The following is a 19100-nucleotide window of genomic DNA, read 5'->3' on the forward strand; positions in this document are numbered from 1 at the left end:
GGGAAGGGCTGGCCTTATATTTCGAACTATTTTTATTAAAATTGACTTTTCGATCAAATGATCATGGTTTATTGTATAATCAGTTTTCTCAGTTTTGTTCCCTGCTGAGATTCAAACAATACAAAATAGATCCCCGATGGAAGTCCGTTTAAACTAAAATTGAACGAATACGTATCTTGTCCATTTCCGCTTTTAGAATCAATAACCACATTATTATTTAGGTTATAAACTTTTACACTTGCCGGCATTACTTTGTCTAATGTTGCATCGACAGTAAATATTCCATTAGAAGGATTCGGATAAACCTTTATATCAAATTTTTTCTGTAAATCTGTTTCATCCGGATCAACATATTCGCCCTCGGTTACCAAAATGGTTTTGGTTTGATAAGACGTACATCTTCCTTTTTCAGTATTTAATGTAATATCATATTCCCCCGCTTTTGTAAAACTCATTTCGGCATAATCTCCATTATTTGTTGTTACAATTGCTTCTGGAGGTAATTTCCATTCGATTCTATCTGCTTTTGGATTACTGATATCTACAATGATAAATTTCTCATTGACGAATACTTGAGAAGACATTGCAAACTCAGAACTGATAGCCGAATCTTGACTCGAAATATTAATTGTATCTGTTGCCTGACATCCTAATTTGTTGGTTACAACAACAGTATAATTTGCAGCTTGAGAAACGGTGATCATTGCATTTGTGCTTTTGAATCCTTTATCAGAAGTCCATAAGTAAGTTGCTTTATCATCATCAATCGTTGCATTGATTGTCAAGCTTTGATCGTAACATAGCGTAACGTCTTCGCCAAGATAAATCACATCTTTTGGAGGATTTTCGATTGTAAAATCATAATTCATCACACAGCCTTTATTGTCTGTAATTTTCAGCGTATAATCTCCAGCTGAAGCATTGCTTAAAACACTAGATTTTTCGCCTGTATTCCATAAATATTGATAAGGTGCTTGTCCGCCAAAAGTTGTCATGGTAATTGTAGCATCAGATCCTCCATAACAAGTTGGAATTTTGATTACTCCAGTAGCATCCAAATGCAATGGCGCTTTTACAGTAATAGATTTTGAGATCGTACATCCATTAAAATCTGTTACCGTCACAGTGTATGTACCAGGAGAAACATTCTTTAAAATTTCAGTCTTAGCTCCAGTATTCCATAAATAATTGTATGGTTTTGTTCCGCCTGTAACAGCTGGTGTAATTGTCCAGTCTTTTCCATCACCACAAAGTGTGTAATCTGAAGAAAGTGTATTGTCTAGTTGTTGAGGTTGGTCAATCGTAAACAAATCACTTTTTGAAATGTTGTTTTTGCTGTCAGTTACCTCAACATAATAAGTTCCGATTCCTAGATTTCCTAAAGTTATGTTAGTTCCTAAAACTCCAGTTTCTGGAACAGAATACCATTTGTATGTATAACCTGAGATACCTCCTGTTACATTTGCTCTAAGGCTTGCATTTTTATCTCCGTTACATAAAACAGAATTTATTTTGGTAATAGTTGCCACTAATAAATCTGGCTGTTTTACTTCGTAAAGTTCAGAAGTCACAGAACAGCCTTTTGCATCTGTCACAATTGCATAATATTTACCTGCCGAAAGATTTGAAGCTGTTGCTGTTGTTCCGTTTACGGCAGCATTTGCACTTGTAAACCATTTGTAATTGTATGTAGGAGTTCCGCCTTGAACAGTAATATTGATGCTTCCATTAGAAAGTCCAAAACCTGTTGTTGGAGTAATTGTTTTTTGAGTTATTACAAGTTGTTTTGGTTCTGAGATCTGAACATTTACTATTGAAGTATAATTACATCCTTTACTGTCTTGCACTTGTATGTCGTAAACATTTGCTTTTAGATTTGAAATGGTAGCAGATAAATTATTAAATGCAATCCAATTGCCGTATCCTGAATCTTGCGATTTGTAACGGTATTGGAAATTATTGCTTCCGCCTGCAGCTGTAAGATAAATTGCTCCATCATTATAACCTAAACAGCTTGCATCTTTTTGTGTATTGGTAACAACAATTGGATCAGGTTGGGTAATTACGATTGAGTTGCTAGTGACTTCTACTTTATTAAAATCTTTTACAATGGCATAGTAAGTTCCTATTTCTAGGTTGCTTAGTAATGCATTTGATTCGTTTGGAATTTTTACATTATTCTTATACCAAGTAATAGTTCTAATACCAAAACCACCTTTTACAACAGCAGTTATAGAAGCATTTTTACCATTGTTACATGTAATTTCTGCCGATTGAGCAATGTTAATTTCTAATACATTATTATTGAAATCAAATTCTGTAGATTTTGTACATCCAGTTGCATCTGTTGCAGAAATTGTAAAAATGCTTGAAGCTAGATTTGTAAAATCGACTTGTTTTAAGTTTGAATTTGTTACGTCTTTAATTATGTTTCCGTTGCTGTCTTGACATACATATCTGTAAGGTGCGACTCCACCAACAATTTCAATATGTAATGAACCGTCATTATTGCCTGCGGTTGGAATAGTTGGTACAATTTTGTCCAAATCAAATCCGAAATCCTGAGGCTGATCTATTACAATGTTGCTTAAAGTTCCAACACATAGATTTCCGTCATAAGCACTAACCGAGTAAGTACCTTTTCTTAAAGAATATTGGTTTTTATCTGTGCTTCCGTTACTCCATAAATAAGTGTAAACTGGTGCTCCAGCGACAATATCAGGAGTTCCTCCAATAACATCAATTTCAACAATTCCATCATTTCCGTCATAACATGTTACATCTTGTTTGTTTGTTGTTGTAACAATAATTTGAGTTGGCTGTGTAATTTCGAATAGGTCAGAAGTTGTTTGATTGTTGTTTGAATCAATTACAATTACATAATATTTACCTTTTGTAATATTTCCTGTAGTTCCTTCAGTATTTAAAATAGTATTGATTAAAGTACCGCTTTCGTTGTACCATTTATAAGTATAAAATCCTTGTGCATCTGGCACACCAGTTCCTGTAACTGCTGCAGCTTTCAAAATACCTGTACCGTCAAAACAATCAATTACTTTTGCGATAGAAACATTTACTTTAAGTTCTAAAGGTTCTGTAATTGTAAAAGTTTGTTCTAAAGTACAGTTTTTGCTATCGGTTACAACAAGTTTGTAAGATCCCGCTGGCTGATTGTCTAAAACTTCGGTAGTTTGATCAGCAATTTCGGTATCATCCTTAAACCATTTGTAAGTGTATGTTGGAGTTCCTCCAGAAATTTGAACTGTAATTTTTCCGTTGCTTAAACCATATCCTGAAGCTGGTAGAATATTTTCGCTAATAGCTAATTCATTTGCTGGTTCCGTAATATTAATTGTTTCTGTTATCGAACAATTTACAGCATTATTATCAGATACTGTTACGGTGTATGTACCGTATGGTAAATCTGTAATATTGGTTTTCCCATTGTTATTTGCTGAATCGTAATTCCAAACAATATTATAGTCCGAAGAACCTCCAGTAATAGTCAAGTTTATTGTTCCATCATTTCCATTTTTACAAGAAACTTCTGTTTTAGTAAAAGTAATTGCTAATGGATCTGGCTGTGTAATCGTATATTCGTTTATTCCATATAAAATATTATTTTCTTGGTCTGTTACCTCAACAATATATTTTCCAGCTCCTAAATTAGAAACTTGATTTGTATTTGATAATGTTATATCTGAATCTAAAGCATTATACCACTTATAGATATATGCTGGTACACCTCCGGTAATTGTTGCAGTCAATTCTGCAGTAGTGTCGCCATAACATTTTATTTCTGTATTTGGCGTCATGTCGATACCTGTAATATCAAGTCTAGGCGGTTGTGTTAATGTATATTCTTTCTCAATGGTACAATTGTTTTGATCTGTAACGGTAAGAACATAAGTTCCAATTGTAAGCTGATCAATTTTATTAGTGCTTCCGATAATAGGAGATGTTCCTTTTACTCTCCATTCATAAGTGTATGCTTGAGTTCCGCCAGTAACATTTACTTCTAGAATACCATTTTTGGTTTCAAAACCAGTTAAATTTTTAACTTGAAGATCATTAATTGCCAATGGAGCCGTTGGCTGGCTTACTATAATGTCTTTTAGCTCAATAGTACAATTATTATCGTCTGTAATTAAAACACTATAAGTTCCTGCGAAAATTCCTGATAGATCTTTTGAAGTTTTATAAAAAGTTGCATCTTCACTATTTATCCATTGATATGTATATGGCGTGATTCCTCCAGAAATATTAATTGATATTGCTCCCGTTTGATTTCCATAGCATAAAACATTTACAACATTAGAAGCTAATGAAACGGTAAGTTGATCTGGCTGTCCAAGATCAATTTCTGCACTTTCAACTGCACCGACATTATCTGTTATAGTCAATTTATATTTTCCAAAACCTTGATTCGAAATTATGCTCGGAGCGCTCGAAATTGGATCGTAAGTACTGCCATTTAATTTAGACCATTCGTATGTATAGATTGAAGATCCTCCAGTTACTGTAGCTGTTATTTCTCCAGTTGTATTGCCAAAACATTTAATGCTTGACGTTTCTGCCAAGGAAACAACTAATTTCGGATTCTCTTCAACTGTAAAAGTTGCACTTACAGTGCAAGAATTCCCATCTTTTACTGTTAAAGTATAATCTCCAGCTTTAAGTCCGCTAATGTTTTTGCTATTTGAGCTGAATGCAGGAGTAACATTAGTAGAAACCCAGCTATACTCAAGTGTGCCAGTGCCTTCAGTTGCATCAGCAAGAGAAATTTCTCCGGTGCTTTGTCCATTAATTAAGACTTTTTTAATGGTTGGAGTAGGGATAATTATAAGATTTGGCTGATCAATTAAAATATTGTTTATTGTTACTGAACAGTTGTTTGCATCTGTTACAGTTACCCAATATGTTCCTTTAACTAAAGAATTCTGATTTTTAGCCGTACTTCCGTTACTCCACAAGTAAGTATAACCAGTTCCCACTGTTCCGCCAGAGACAGTAAGTGTTGCAGTTCCATTTGCTTCTCCATAGCAGATTGTTTTAGTAGTACTTACACTTGCTTGTAAAGGTTGGTTTGGTTGTATAAGCGTATACTCCGCAGAAACTGAAGGAGTTTGACCTTCATTTACTACGACCCTGTAGGTACCAAACGGGATATTGTTGATTTGTGCTTGTTCAGGTAATTGAGGGATTAAGTTTTGACCTTCAATTTTATACCATTTGTATGTATATCCAGAACCTAAACCTCCTACAGCTTTAGCTGTTATACTACCTGTTGATTCCCCAAAACACTTAACATCAGTATGGTCTTCAATTGCGACATCTAATGCCTTAAGTTCCAAATTTTCTTTAGTAGCAGTACAGCCATTAGCATCTGTTACAATAACAGAATAAGTTCCATTGTCAAGACCAGTTGCTTCGCCATTTTGGTCTGAATCTGGATTTATTAATGTTGTGCCTTTATACCAAGTGTAGGTATAACCAGGAGTTCCTCCAGTTGCAGATATTTTAATCTTTCCGTCAAGTGCTGACGAACTTGAAGGTTGGGTTTGTTGTATATTTGATCCAATTGATACTGGTGATGTAGGTCCTTCTATCTCAAAAGGAATTGGATTTGGAGAATATTTACAGCCTAATTTATCAGTAACCGTAAAGTAATATAGCCCTTTTTTTAATTGTGTTGGGTCTGCTACTACATTGTTTTGGCTATAGTCAGTACTAACAACAACTGTATAACCGCCAGTCGTTAATTCTGTTCCGCCAGTAATGTTAAATGTTATTTTTCCAGAAGCTTCGTTAAAACATTTAGCACCTACAGTAGTTGGTGTAACTTTAATTTCAGGATTATGTTTTACAGTTATAGTTTCGTAAGCATAATTTGGTGGTGTAGCATTATCAAATACTGTTAATGCATAGACACCAGCCTTACCAGTTACACTGCTGGTAGATTTAGTTTCTGTTGAATTATCTTCATAAGTTATCGTCCAAGAATAAGTATATGATCCGTTAGTTGTTAAAGTTCCTCCATCAGCAGTTGCCTTAAGGGTACTGGTTCCTCCAAAACAGTTGTTGATTACAGTTTCATTATAAGATACTGTTAGCTCTTTTAGAGGCTCGCCAACTTTAAATGTTGCTTTTTGGGTACATTTTTCATTTTCAGTTACAGTTACTTCGTAATCTCCAGCTTTTAATCCAGTGATATCTTTTGCTGTAGATGAAAAAGTACCATCTCCAATTTTTGTCCAAGAATAAGTGTAAGGTCCTACGCCATTAGTTATTCCGCCAGTTATTGGAAATAAAGTTATAGAACCATTTGCCAGACCTTTTCCTGAGGCAGCTTTTTCGGTTGCAGTAATAACAATCACAGCGGGATTACCTATCGTTACTCTTTTAACACCAGTTGGAGCTTGAGAGTGCGCAATGAAATTAGTAAGTAATAGAAAAAATAGTATAATTTTCTTCATATTTATAGTCTTTTGCATCTGTATCATGCAGTTATTTGTATTTCTAACTTTAATAAGTAATCTCGAATCGATTACCACCAAATCTATCTTTGATTTATTCAATTTTTGAATTTGAGCTTAAGGCAATGCCTTACCTGAAGCTTTATATTTGCACATCATTGGCGGTCACGCTTAAACAGTTTTTTTTATCTCTCACTTTTATATAATGATTTCCTTCTGTAAGGGTAAATACATTTGAAATAGCAGTAAACTCGACTTCAGTACCATTATCAACCGTATAATAATAAGGACTTTCCCCTCCTGAAGCTTTTAATTGTATTTTGCCTGGTTCGTTATGACATGCAGGTTGAGTTTCAATAATTTCAAATGTAAACTCACTTGGAGGACCAATTGTAAAGGCTGGATATGGCTCTTTATTTACGCTGGTCTGTTGCGAACCTATAAAAGATTGATACTTTATATAATATTGTCCTAGAGCTAAACCAGAAAAAGTATATACTTTATTTGTACTATCTACAGAAAGAGCAGGAGTTGGTATAAGCGCATTATCTGCGGTATAAAAATTAAACTCAAATCGTTCATTTGTAATTAATGCTCTATCAAATGTTAAAACCACTTTTCCATCATTATTGTACACACAACTAGTCGTTTCTGGTTCAGGATTTTTATTTAAAAATGGCGGACAAGGAATTACGCTGTAAGAAATAATATTAGAGTAAACTTCTTCTCCTGTTACTGAAGTATCTGAATCTATTAGAACACGAAAATCAATATTTCCAATATATGTTGTAGACAAATAGTTCGATCTATTGAATTGAAATGTTTCATTAAAAGCAGTGCTTATATTAGTTGACTGAAAACTTCCTCCTTCGATTCGATACTCCCAAAAGAAGCGTTGTGTTCCGGTGCATCCAACTGCTTGCAGATTTACTTTATCGCAGAAATTTGTTTCTTGTCCGTTTTGTGGATTTGGATTTACCAATACTTGATTACTAATTATGCTAAATTCTGGAACGATTTCGGCACCTGCTCGACCTCCAGAACCACCAACTCCATTAAAACAGTTAGCATTGAAATCAGTAGCAGTAAATGATGAATCCCAATCTTCTCCGCAAGGACCGCTACAATGATAAGTTTCTGGTCTATATGCATAAAAATAGAATTGAGTAGGTTTTTCATTAAAAATCAAATAGTCTCCAACATTTTTTATTGCAACAAGTAAATTTCCATCAGCTTTTTTAATCCAGTATTGATAATAATAATCACCACTCGGAAAAAAAGATGTTGTGTAACTATACGAACTAGTATTACTATTGATAATATAGGTAGTCTGTGCGGAAAGACTTCCGACAGAAAATAAAATAATGAAAAAAGTATAGTAGAGTTTCTTCATATTATTGATTAGCACTTAAATCGATACAAGAATTTGTATCTCTTACTTTAATTGAATGTTCACCAGCAGATACATTTATTTCTCCTGTAGAAGAAGTAAATTGAACTTCCGAACCTGAATCTATTTTGTAAAAATATGTTCCTGTGCCTCCAGATGCGGTTATTATTATTTTTCCTTGTTCATTATTGCATAGTGGTTGTAAATCAGTTACTTGAAATGTTAAGGCTTCTGGGAGAGGAATTTTAAACGTTGGATCAGGAGATGGATTTGTACTAGTTTCCTGAGCTCCAATAAAAGTTTGATATTTAAAAGAATAATCACCCGCGGGGACATCTGTAAAACTTAATTTTCGATTTACAGCATCAATTGAATAATCAGAAAATCCAACAGTTATATTCCCTGGCTGTTTGAAAAAAGTAAAAAGAAATTTTTCATTGGCTACTAAATCTCTGTCATAAGTTAAAACTAACTGGCCATCATTCTTATTAATGCAAGTCGTAGCTTTTGTGTCTGGAAGCCCAACTAATCCAGGAGGACACGGAATAATGTCATAAATAATCTCGTCAGTGAAACTTGTACCATAACCTGTTCTGATTTGGAGTTTGTTTTTTCCATCAGAGCCTCCTAAAGTTGCCATATTAAAAGAGATTGATCTTTTAGCTTGATAAGTGCTCGGAAAATCAGTCCAAGCTCCACTATCATAACGATATTGCCAGTTCCATCCTCTGGTTAATGTTATCATGTCATTTTTGCAATAATTGGTATTTACAGGTTGTGGGAGATAGATTCCCATCATATCAGCATCTCCAATACATCCTCCGAAAAAATCAGAATCAAAGGTATTTGGATCGTATGCAATAGTTTTACTTAAAGTACAATCGCTACCATCCTTGTTTCCTGCTGTACGACTGCTACATACAATTTTTGTTGGATTATCAGTTATGTAAAAGAAAGTATATGCAACAACGACATCATCTGTGGTATTACTGCCTTCAGTTACAGATTTAGAACCTATTGTTATACTTAAATTCCCTGCGTGACTTCCATTCCAGCCTTGAAAAGGGTCTAATGTTGTTCTTACGAGCATACCATATTTGGTTGCCTGTGCATTTGAAAATTGTATTAATCCAAAAAAGAGAAATAATACAGAAAGTAATTTTGTTCTCATTTTCTTAATCATTAGCGTTTTTATCTATGCAGCCACTGAGATCAGTAACTATTATATCGTAATTGCCTTCAGTTAGATTTCGAATGTAATATTTGCCATTACTAACCTCAGGAGTAACCTCGGTACTATTTTTGTAAAAATGAAAGGGAGAAGTTCCGCTTGTAATCGTAACTTCTATAAATCCATCATTTCCGTCTACACATGATGGTTTTTGCTGATCTGTTATTTGAAAACTTAAAATTTGAGGTTCTTTATAAGTAAATGTTTGACTAGATGAGGTTAATGTACCTCTTGGTACAGTGCTCATTCTTGCTTGATAATTAATTTTATATTCCGCATTATTTTCAAGATTTCCGAGATCTACAAAAGAATATTTATAAAAACCTGTGGCATCATCATATGTGAGTTTTTCAACAACTGGCTGTGCTTGAAGTGGAGTAGGTGTAGACAAAGTTGTTTTTTGAACATAAAGCGGTGCAATATCTTCATTTAGATATAAGTCACGATCAAAATAAACAATTAGAGACTGAATATTATCACCAGCACACTTTGGCCCCTGGTAGGCAACTTTTTTTAATACTGGTGCGCCTGCAGTGTATATAATACGATAAGAATCTGTAAATGCTCGAACACCATAGCCAAGTCGGAAATCAATTGGACCAAAATGATTTACATGATCAGCTCCTAAAATATCTTCTATAGTAAATGATGGGGTTGGAGTATTAATAGTGACTTTTCCAGCTACGACAGGGACATCAATCCATGTTGCTTTATTGTCTATGGAATATTGCCAATGATATACCTCAGAAGGAAATGGTATAGGACCACTTCCAGCTGTTGCAATTAAATCTATCATTTCCCCTGAAATATATTCAGGAGGTGTAAATGTTCCATTGGGATATAAATTGTAACCAGGTTTGCTTATGACGATTCCGTTTGGTCTGAAATTTTTTAACATAACAGTTCCTATACAGACCTGGGTACTTGGGTTTATAGAAAAACCACCGGCATTTCCGCCACCAGTCAATGATTGTATAACTCCCAATGATGCATTAGTCGTTCCGTTGTATGTATAACCAGTATTTGTAATTACTTGATTTGCAATTTCACTGCAGACATAGTAAGGTATAGATGGCACACCTCCGCTACAGCTGCAAAATACCTGCGCAGAGAAATTATAAGTTGTAGAAACGGGAATGCTATAAGTTTTAATTGTAGATGCGGTACTAGTAATATTTTCGCTTATCAGAGTTGTTGCTCCATTTTTTAAAGCCCACATAGTAGTATTAGCATCACAAGTTTTTCTTGTTTGCGCAGGGACGTTGGTATTGTTACAGCCAAAAGATCCTCTATAGTATTCCACATCAACAGAATAATTAAGGCCCGTCTGAGAGAATATTGGACTCGTCACTATAATAAGAAAAATAAAGTAAAGTTTCTTCATATACTATCGTTCGCACCTAAATCAATGCAATTATTTTTGATTATAACCTTTATATATTGTGTTGCAGAAGTGAGTTCAACTTCACTTCTTGAATCTATTTTATGGTAATAAGACGCTGTTCTTTCTGAAGCTTCAATTCTTACAGAACCATTTTGATCACAACATTGTGAATCAGTTCTAATAAGTTGAAAAATCAAAGGTGATATTTCAGTTATTAGCCCCAAAAAGAGAAATAATACAACGAGTAATTTTGTTTTCATCTTTTTAGTCATAAGCGTTTTTATCTATGCAGTTACTGGTATCAGTAACTACTATATTGTAATCCCCTTGGCTTAAATTTCTTATGTAATATTTTCCACCGCTCAATTCTGGAGTAACTTCTTCTTGATTCTTATAAAAATGAAAAGGCGAAGTACCGCTAGTAATTGTGATTTCAATAAAACCATCATTCCCTCCTGCACAAGAAGGAAGTTCGCCTTTAGTATTAAAACTTAATTTTTCAGGATCTATATATTTGAATGGAGTATTGGTGCTTTCTAAAGCTCCAGTATTCTGTTCATTTAATCTTGTTTGGTATTTGATATTGTAGGTTTGGCCATTTTCTAATGTTCCTAAATTTGAAAAAGAGTATTTATATTTTTGAGCTACCGAATCAAATACAAGAGATTTTATTACAGCTGTATTTTGAAGAGATATAGCTGATGTAACGCTATTTATGACATACATAACACTGATATCTTCATTTTGTGTAAGATTGCGATCAAAAAAGACATCAATTGCCTGAATATTATCTCCATTGCACTTAGGGCCTTGATAAAAAATTCTTTCTGCTACTGGAGCACAAGGTGAATAAGTAATAGTAAATGTTTCAGAAAAAGGTCTTCCGATGTAACCAAGCCTAAAATAAAGAGGTTTTTTAAAATAATTAATATGCGAATTACCTAAAATTTCTTGTATAGAAAATTCAGTAATAGCTCTATTATTTTTAGCAATTGGCAAGTCAATCCAAGTTGTATTATCGACAGAATACTGCCAATGAAATGCTACGTCAGGATAAAGTCCAGCACCATTTACAGATAAATTTAGCATTTCGCCAGCACATACGTTATTTGGATTTTCAAGATTTAAATTGGTAATAACAAAATTACTTGGCTTGAACTTCGAAATGCGCGCTGTAATTCCGCAAGGAGAATCACTAAATCCAGCAAAGCCATTTACTATTAAATTATCAAGTGTGCTAGTCACAGAAGTGTTTGTATTGCAAGATCCGCTATTACCGCTTTCATAATGGACACTTCCTGTAGAATTGATTGAGATTAAAAATGTACTTCCTATTGAAAAGACTTTGTTTGTATAGCTTGTTGTATTTTTGGCATTTGGAACATAACCATTTTTACTGCCTGAAGCTACCGTAATTGTGCTATTTTGTTTCACAGACCAAGAAAACTGTGTTGCTTCAAAAGTATTATAAGTAGGTCCCTGTGCACCTTCCCAGCAAGTATTACATAATACACCATCTACTACATCAAAATCATAAGTTTGACAATAGCAAAATGCATTAGTAAACAGAAAAAATAGTAAGTAGAGTTTCCTCATGCTGGTATTAAACTTGGGGTTTAAAAAACTAGATTTATAAATTAAAATTTGACAGTATAGAAATCCATTTTAGACGTTCTTCCATCTTTAAATAATGCTCGTATTCCGTATTTATAAGTTGTGTTAATTGTTAGTGTTGGATCTGATAATTTTCTCGTTTCTGATTTTACAACTTGAATAAGCTGTAATGGCTCTGCATTGGTTGCTTTGTAGATTTCAAAACTTTCTACATTGCTTTCATCATAATTCCAAGACAAATCAATGCTTTTAGTATTGACATTGGCTTGCGCGAAAAATCCTTTTACAGCTTGTTTTACAGTATAATTTGGCACAAACAATGCAACTTCTGGTGAAGCATTAGAAACTAATCCGCTTTCATCTTTCGCAAAAATTGCATATCTATAGGTATTGCCTTCTTTTGTCTTTTTATCCTGATAAGTTTCAATTTTATCTGTGCCATTCCAGATTAATTCCCATTGCGCTTGGTCATTTTCTTTTCGATAAAGCTGATGTGATTTTGCATCTTGGCTTTGGCTATTTATCCATTCTAAATTGACTACTCCATCTACAATTTCATATTTAGTAAAAATTGGAGAAGTAGGAGGAATCACGTCTGGTTTTTTAACAATTAAAGTTTCTGAAAATGGAGACATATTATAGCGATAATCGACAGCTATAATTTTGTAATATACCTTATCATTCAAACTTTTAATAACCACTTTGTCCTCATAAGTATTTTTTTCGTGTGGACTAACAGTCAACTGACTAAATTCTTCTCCAGCAATATTTCCTCTATATATACGATATCCTAAAAGATCTTTTTCTTTATTTGGTGTCCAAGATAATTTTACAACTCCTAAACTATCAATAGTAGCTTTTAAACCAAGAGGCTTTGCTGGCGGAATAGAATCTACAGGCTGAACAAGCATAGGGAAAGAGGTTCTGCTGCTTCCGTTTTTTCCAATTGCTGTTATGGTAAAATAATTTGTGCCAGCAAGTTTATTATAAGTTACCGAACGATCTTTAGGTGGAATATTTTTAAGAACTTTAACGTATTTGTCGTCATCATAATCAGAACGATTTAGTTCGAAACTAGAAATTTCTGGATTCCCTTCTTCAGGAAATTCCCAAGTTAAAGTAACAGTAGAATCATCTTTGAACTCCTTTACGGTCAAATGAGGTACATATTTTAGTAAAGATTTCCCTTTACCAGAAACGACATCAGAATAAGGGCCTAACTCACCAAAAGGAGAAATACCCTGAATACGATAACTATAAGAAGTATTATTAGAAATAGAATCTACATAAAAAATTCTATTGTTGTTTGAATTTTCCTGACTTAAACTAGTATATGGTTTTTCTGTAATTCTTTTATAGTTGTTAACCTTATCTGTTGATCTTTCTACATAATAACTTCCATAAACATGTGCAAGAATTTTAAAATTCCAGCTTAACATAGTATTGTTGTCTGTAAAATGAGCCGTAAGATCCATAGGTTTTGGTAAAGGCTCATATTCTTTTAAACTTACGAAAACACCTCCATAAACAATACCTAATTCCTTTTCAGGAACATTTGAGGAAATGCGATAGGCATATTTTTCATTTTGTTTGACATTTTTATCTTCAAAACCTAAACCTGCTTTTTTTGCAATTTCAAAATCTTTGTCGGCAGTATATAATGCAAATGTAAAACGCTGTTCTGCTTCCTCAGAAAGGTTTACAATAGATTCTAAATTATCACCTCCAGCTACGCTAAAACTTTCTCCAAAAATTGCTTGTGCCATGATGGCTGCATTATCATTTCCATCAATTAATTTTTCCCAGGTTTCTACAGGTTCTGGTTTAAACGCTTCAGCTAAAACAACACGTTCTGGTTTTGTCAGTGTTTTATTGTCTCTTGTAACGGTGAATCTTTCGATTAAATAACCATAAGTATTTAATTTTTTCCAAGCAATTGGAGTGTTTACTGCCCAACGCAGTAAAATACGATCTTTTTGAACCCTTGCAATTACTTGGATTTCGTTCTTTTTTTCTATGTCATTATTTTCTTTAGAATTGTTTTGCGCAATTCCAGAAAAAGTGAAAATTAAAGAAAGGATAAAGAAAAATTTGAACTTCATTATTAAATTGATTTATTGAATGTGAATACAGAACTGCTTCCTAATTGTCCTCCAGGAAGAGTGTAATTCAGTTTTATGTTATAGTTTCCTTGTTTGATATATGGGAATTTCCCATTAATGATATAATCATACTTCGTAATCATTTGCTGATTAAGAGAGTTTATGTACTTATTTACCACTTTATATCTTAGATTAACAAAATCTGTTTTATAGTAGTATGGCATATTATATCTGTATGGCAAATATTCTTTAAGCATAAAACTTGTTGGATTATTAATTAAATAATCTTGATACCAAGCCAATGTTTCTACACCTTTTGTTGGCGGAACTCCAAGAGTTGATGCATTTCTGTCAAATTGAAGATCTGCTTCTAAAGGATATCCTTGATAAATCAATGGGAAAATCTCGTTCTTATAATAGCTATCATCCAGAATCGCTTCTACATTTACCAATGGAACAAACATTGTTTTTGCATTACCAATAATTTCGATTTCATCAAATGGTTCAGTTGAACTGTTTAATGACTGTAAAGCATGAACATCAGAGTAGATAATTTCTACCAAAGTCTGTTTCGGTTTCTTTGCCGCCATTTTTTCTGAGAAGCTGTTATATTGGCTTGTATTGAAATTATATTGCAATAATTCTACGCCGTCACCACCAGTTACAACTTCTGCCAGTTTACTGTCTTTTATTTCAACATTTGCATTTTCACCCAAATCTTGGTTCGTATAACTTTCTTTCAAATTGCTGTTGGCATCACTTTTTGTTTCAAGTGTCATTAAAGAAATATTATAAGTTTTAGATGTTTGTAACGCTGGTAAATCTATACTTACTTTTTTCAGAGTACTATTATAAGTTATTGCCCCAGTACTTGAAGCTGTTCCAGTTTTGTAGAATGCTTTTTGAGACTGTCCTTGTTTTAATTCAAACAAATAAGGCTGTCCTTGTTTTAGCACTACATATGCTTGTTTAGATTCATTTTGGTAAACATATTTCTGATCAATTACAGGATAACAATACGCAATATTGGTTACAGGAATATTGTTTGGCGCAAGTCCTGTAGCGAAATTTCGAACCTCAGTTTCAGTAGCAACCTGACCTTTGTCTAAAACCGTTTTCCATGCTCCATTAGTAAATTCCTGAAAACTTACTTTTACCGTACTGATAAGATTTGAGTTTGGAGGAAATACATCAAAAGGAGTAAAGCTTAATAAATCTTTAGTTTGATTCCATGTTATTTCTCCTGGAATCACAACACCATCTTTTTTAATCGTGTATTCTTCCAATTTAAGTCTATATGTTTTAACGCCTGAATCTTCTTCTAATGTGAAACTTTTATCTACTGGTACATTAAAACCTACCTGAGGTACTGCAAAAACGCTTACATCTTTTGCGCCTTCACCTGGCGTAATGTCAGCAATTGTTTTTAATCCGCCTAATGGTGCGTCATTGACAAACTCACATTGTTTTCCAAATTCCAATTTAAACCTAAAACTTCCTTTAATGGCACCGCCGAGTAAGTTAAAATAACCTCCGAGATAACCTCGAATCCAGACGGGATTAGGCAGTTTGGCCTGTAAAAGAACTGCTCCACCACCTTTTATGATAGATATTTTCTTTCTAATCATGAATAATTTGATGTTGATTCCGAGTTCTCCCTGCAGATAAGCATAGGATTGCCCGTTAGCATACCATCCATTAAGACCAATTTGTCCAGAACCTTTACATTGTGCTTCGCCATAATCTTTAACCATAATATCAAATCCAAATCCACATTGGAAATTGGCATAAAATATCAAGAAGGTTAAATCACCAGTTTTTAAACTAAAATCAGATCCAAAAGCAAAACCTTTACCATTTCCAATACTGTTTTCATCTCTCATATAATCTAGAGATTCAACACTAACACCTAATATTTGAGCAACAATGTCTGGTGGAGGAGGGCTGGCAGGAATATCGTCTCCAATCATAAAGTAACCTCCAGCTTCTACTTCAAAAGAACCAATTGCTAGTTTTATTCCTAAACGATCTGTTGGTGTACCCATTCTAATGTACCACTTATCTGGTGCAAAATGCAGTACCGCCCAACCAGCTCTATTGCCAGAAGCACGACCTTTGATGAAACCTCCAGGAGTGTCGATATATAAATCAAAAGTTCCGTGTAAAGTTTTAGATCTAAAATCATATTCAATTGCTGCGAAAGCATTAATTCCCATTCGCGCTTTAACATCTGTAGGATATAGCTGCTCGGCTGCTTTAGAAAGATTTGAAGTTTTTAAAGCTTCTAATGCAACTGATGACATTAAAGATTCATTTTCAGTTACGGTTTTTAAAGCTTCTGTTAATTCAGATGCTCCAGGTATTTCGAATGTTTGCATTACGTGTCCTTCACCATAAAGACTGATTCTATTAATACCACCGTGAGTATTAAATGCAATTTCAAATCCTGCACCACCCCAAAAGGCATCTGCAGTTGCTGTTCCAGCAAATTTGATCATCGCTTTTACACCAAGACCAGAATCTATATCTGGAACATAATTTGAACCCGACGCGACAAAGCTGCTGCTAAATCCGTCCTTTCTCATTTTGTAGTAAGCACCACCGCCAAAACCTTTAAAAGTGATGGCACCTGCAGGAATATTTAGATTGTCAACCATGGCATCAACGTACCAATATCTAAATCCTTTACAGCCAAATATTGCATTTGCTTCAACAGAAATACCACCAGTAAAATCGGCACCAAGCATTCCTTTAAAACCATTTCCATAAATAGGATCATCATCTAGGATGGTAATACTTCCTTTAAATTTTACACCTCCAAGATCGGCGGCTATTTTTATTTCTTCAAATTTAACGCTGTCGAATTTCCATTTCTGAATTCCCTCATTTTCTTTAAATTTCCCAATAAGATCAAATTTGGTACGGCCATTAAATTGATCTTTCATCATGTTAACAGAAAGATCAAGTCGTAATCTTGCTGAATTATCATCAGCAATAAGCGCTATTTCATGAATCGTAATTGGAAAGTTTGCAACTTTTGAAGATCCTAGCTCATCATCGTAATTATCTTTATAACCAAAATAATCAGTTTTAAGAATAGGTGTTACAGTTTGAAGCTGAAGGTTCTGGAATATGATTCCTTCAAAAAGAATAATTTTTTTAGATTCAGGAACTTCACCGTCTACTAACTTAGGAGTTCCATCAGGTGTGGTAACTGCTTTTCCTGTAGTTGGATCTAGCTCTATTTGGTTACCATCCTTATCTATTGCTCCTTTTTCAATTTCACCCTTTGCATTAGTGGTTTCTGTGCGATACTTAATACCACTTTTTATGTCTTCAGGATCAAAGGTTTCATTTAGGACTTTTTTAGTTTCAGTTCCGTCTTTTGCTTCACTTTTTTCTAAAATAGCAGTTTTAATGGTCAGGTTACCATTTAATAATGCTTTAGGTAAAAACTTGCCTTCCTTTACTTTTAATTCAATGTAAGAACCCTTTTCAATATTTGCAGTTGCCTTAAAAGCTGAAAAACACAAGTTTTTGGCTATTTCTGCTTTTAAAAGATAGGAATTATCAATTGGGTTTATGATTGCATTATACGCAAGTTCAACTACAGCACCATCTTTACATTTTGCTCCAGTATTCGTTATCGGAAGTACAAAAGATCCTCCAAATCCACCTGCAACCAAAGTATTGGCTTTAAATCCTAAATTGATGCTTTTTACAGAAAATGACCATCCGCCAGCACTTCCAGCATTAATATCTAAAATGTTATTAGCCGCAAATGTTCCGGAAACACCCATTCCGTCAATAAGTAAATCAGTGGCAGAAAAAGCAACCCTTTTCTGTCCTGATTTTATTTTGAATTCCTCGGGTAATGTGATCTCTACGGTTTTAGCATAAAAACCTCTCCATAAAGATTCGTTTCCTGGAACTAGATAGTCTTTTTGATAATTGGTTGGCCAGACTATTTTATCGGAATTTCTAAGGTCACTTAAATCTATCTTAGCATCTTTTACCTGAAAGCAAAGACCAGAAAAATTTGTAATTTGAAATTTTGGAAGTGACATTTCAATCAAAATATCATTCCAATTCGTTGCCTTCGTATTAAAAGTCCCAATTACGGGTTTGTCTTTAATGATTTTATTATCGGCATCTACAGGAACAATTATTTTTTGTGAAAACTGTACATCTGCTGTAATACCAAGCTCTTTAAAACCGTTACAATCAATAGTTACATAGGTTTTATTGTCAATTTTTCCAGTGGTCATATTCATACCACCTTTCAAAATCAAAATAGCTTTACTCCCTAAAATAGGAATAGGAACATCACCAAGTAAAACTAAATTAGTATCGCCTGTTAATCCTCCTTTATGAGATAATTTAATATTGTTTGCTCCAAAGAACAATTCTTTTCTTCTACCGGTAGAATCAGCTTGAGGAATGATAATTCTAACAAAAGCAGTTAATTCAGTATATTTTGGTGTAAACTTAGCACTGCTAATCCCAAGCATATATTGAACTCCTCCAATTGTCTTTTTGATTCCAAGGGGAAGCATAGATAATTTTTGAGGCTCAAGAAAATCAGTAACATTGCTGCTTTTTTCTATTTCTTCAAAAGTAGCTTTTGCCAGTTTTAAATCCTCATTGGTTTCCTGTGCTATAGGGAAATTCTTTTTTAAATAACCATTTGTAAATTCACTTTCAGAATTTTGATGATAGTTAAAAGAGTTTGAAGAATTGGCAACATTATTTAAAATAATGTTTTTTGAAGGTACAAGTTTTTTAGGATTACTTAATGTATCTATATAAGTATTAGAAAAACTATTAAAACTTACAAGAAATAAAACGACACTTAATACAAAAGAAGGAAACTTTGAAGTAATTTTTTTCAATTTATAGTAGG

At 33.8% G+C, this 19100-nt stretch carries 8 protein-coding genes; all 8 read right to left on the reverse strand.

Translation table 11 applies throughout. The features are described from left to right. Window positions 1–68: 68 nt before the first annotated feature. The 8 genes from V6624_RS12675 to V6624_RS12710 all read right to left on the reverse strand — a co-directional run bounded on the left by V6624_RS12675 (window position 69) and on the right by V6624_RS12710 (window position 19089). Window positions 69–6476 (reverse strand): T9SS type A sorting domain-containing protein, encoded by a 6408-nt coding sequence (locus tag V6624_RS12675; protein ID WP_338838736.1) that lies wholly within the window; start codon window positions 6474–6476, stop codon window positions 69–71. Between the two features lie 142 nt (window positions 6477–6618). Then, window positions 6619–7869 carry a hypothetical protein gene (locus tag V6624_RS12680; protein ID WP_338838737.1) on the reverse strand — a complete coding sequence of 417 codons (1251 nt, stop codon included), beginning with the start codon at window positions 7867–7869 and terminating at the stop codon, window positions 6619–6621. A 1-nt stretch (window position 7870) separates the two neighbouring features. After that, window positions 7871–9037: a hypothetical protein gene (locus V6624_RS12685; RefSeq protein ID WP_338838738.1), complete on the reverse strand. Its 1167-nt coding sequence runs from the start codon at window positions 9035–9037 to the stop codon at window positions 7871–7873. A gap of 4 nt (window positions 9038–9041) precedes the next feature. Beyond that, complete coding sequence (locus tag V6624_RS12690) at window positions 9042–10481, reverse strand: hypothetical protein (protein ID WP_338838740.1); 1440 nt, start codon at window positions 10479–10481, stop codon at window positions 9042–9044. Further along, window positions 10478–10741: a hypothetical protein gene (locus tag V6624_RS12695; RefSeq protein WP_162614883.1), complete on the reverse strand. Its 264-nt coding sequence runs from the start codon at window positions 10739–10741 to the stop codon at window positions 10478–10480. Before V6624_RS12695 ends, V6624_RS12690 begins: the two co-directional genes overlap by 4 nt. Window positions 10742–10745: 4 nt before the next feature. Continuing rightward, window positions 10746–12077 carry a hypothetical protein gene (locus V6624_RS12700; RefSeq protein ID WP_338838741.1) on the reverse strand — a complete coding sequence of 444 codons (1332 nt, stop codon included), beginning with the start codon at window positions 12075–12077 and terminating at the stop codon, window positions 10746–10748. Window positions 12078–12118: 41 nt separating this feature from the next. Next, window positions 12119–14197 carry a hypothetical protein gene (locus tag V6624_RS12705; protein WP_338838743.1) on the reverse strand — a complete coding sequence of 693 codons (2079 nt, stop codon included), beginning with the start codon at window positions 14195–14197 and terminating at the stop codon, window positions 12119–12121. 2 nt (window positions 14198–14199) lie between these two features. Continuing rightward, entirely contained in the window at window positions 14200–19089 is a 4890-nt protein-coding gene (locus V6624_RS12710) for a hypothetical protein (protein ID WP_338838745.1), read from the reverse strand. Window positions 19090–19100: the final 11 nt, after the last annotated feature.

Origin of the sequence: Flavobacterium ginsenosidimutans (genome assembly GCF_037478105.1) — a bacterium.
Lineage (GTDB): Bacteria > Bacteroidota > Bacteroidia > Flavobacteriales > Flavobacteriaceae > Flavobacterium > Flavobacterium ginsenosidimutans.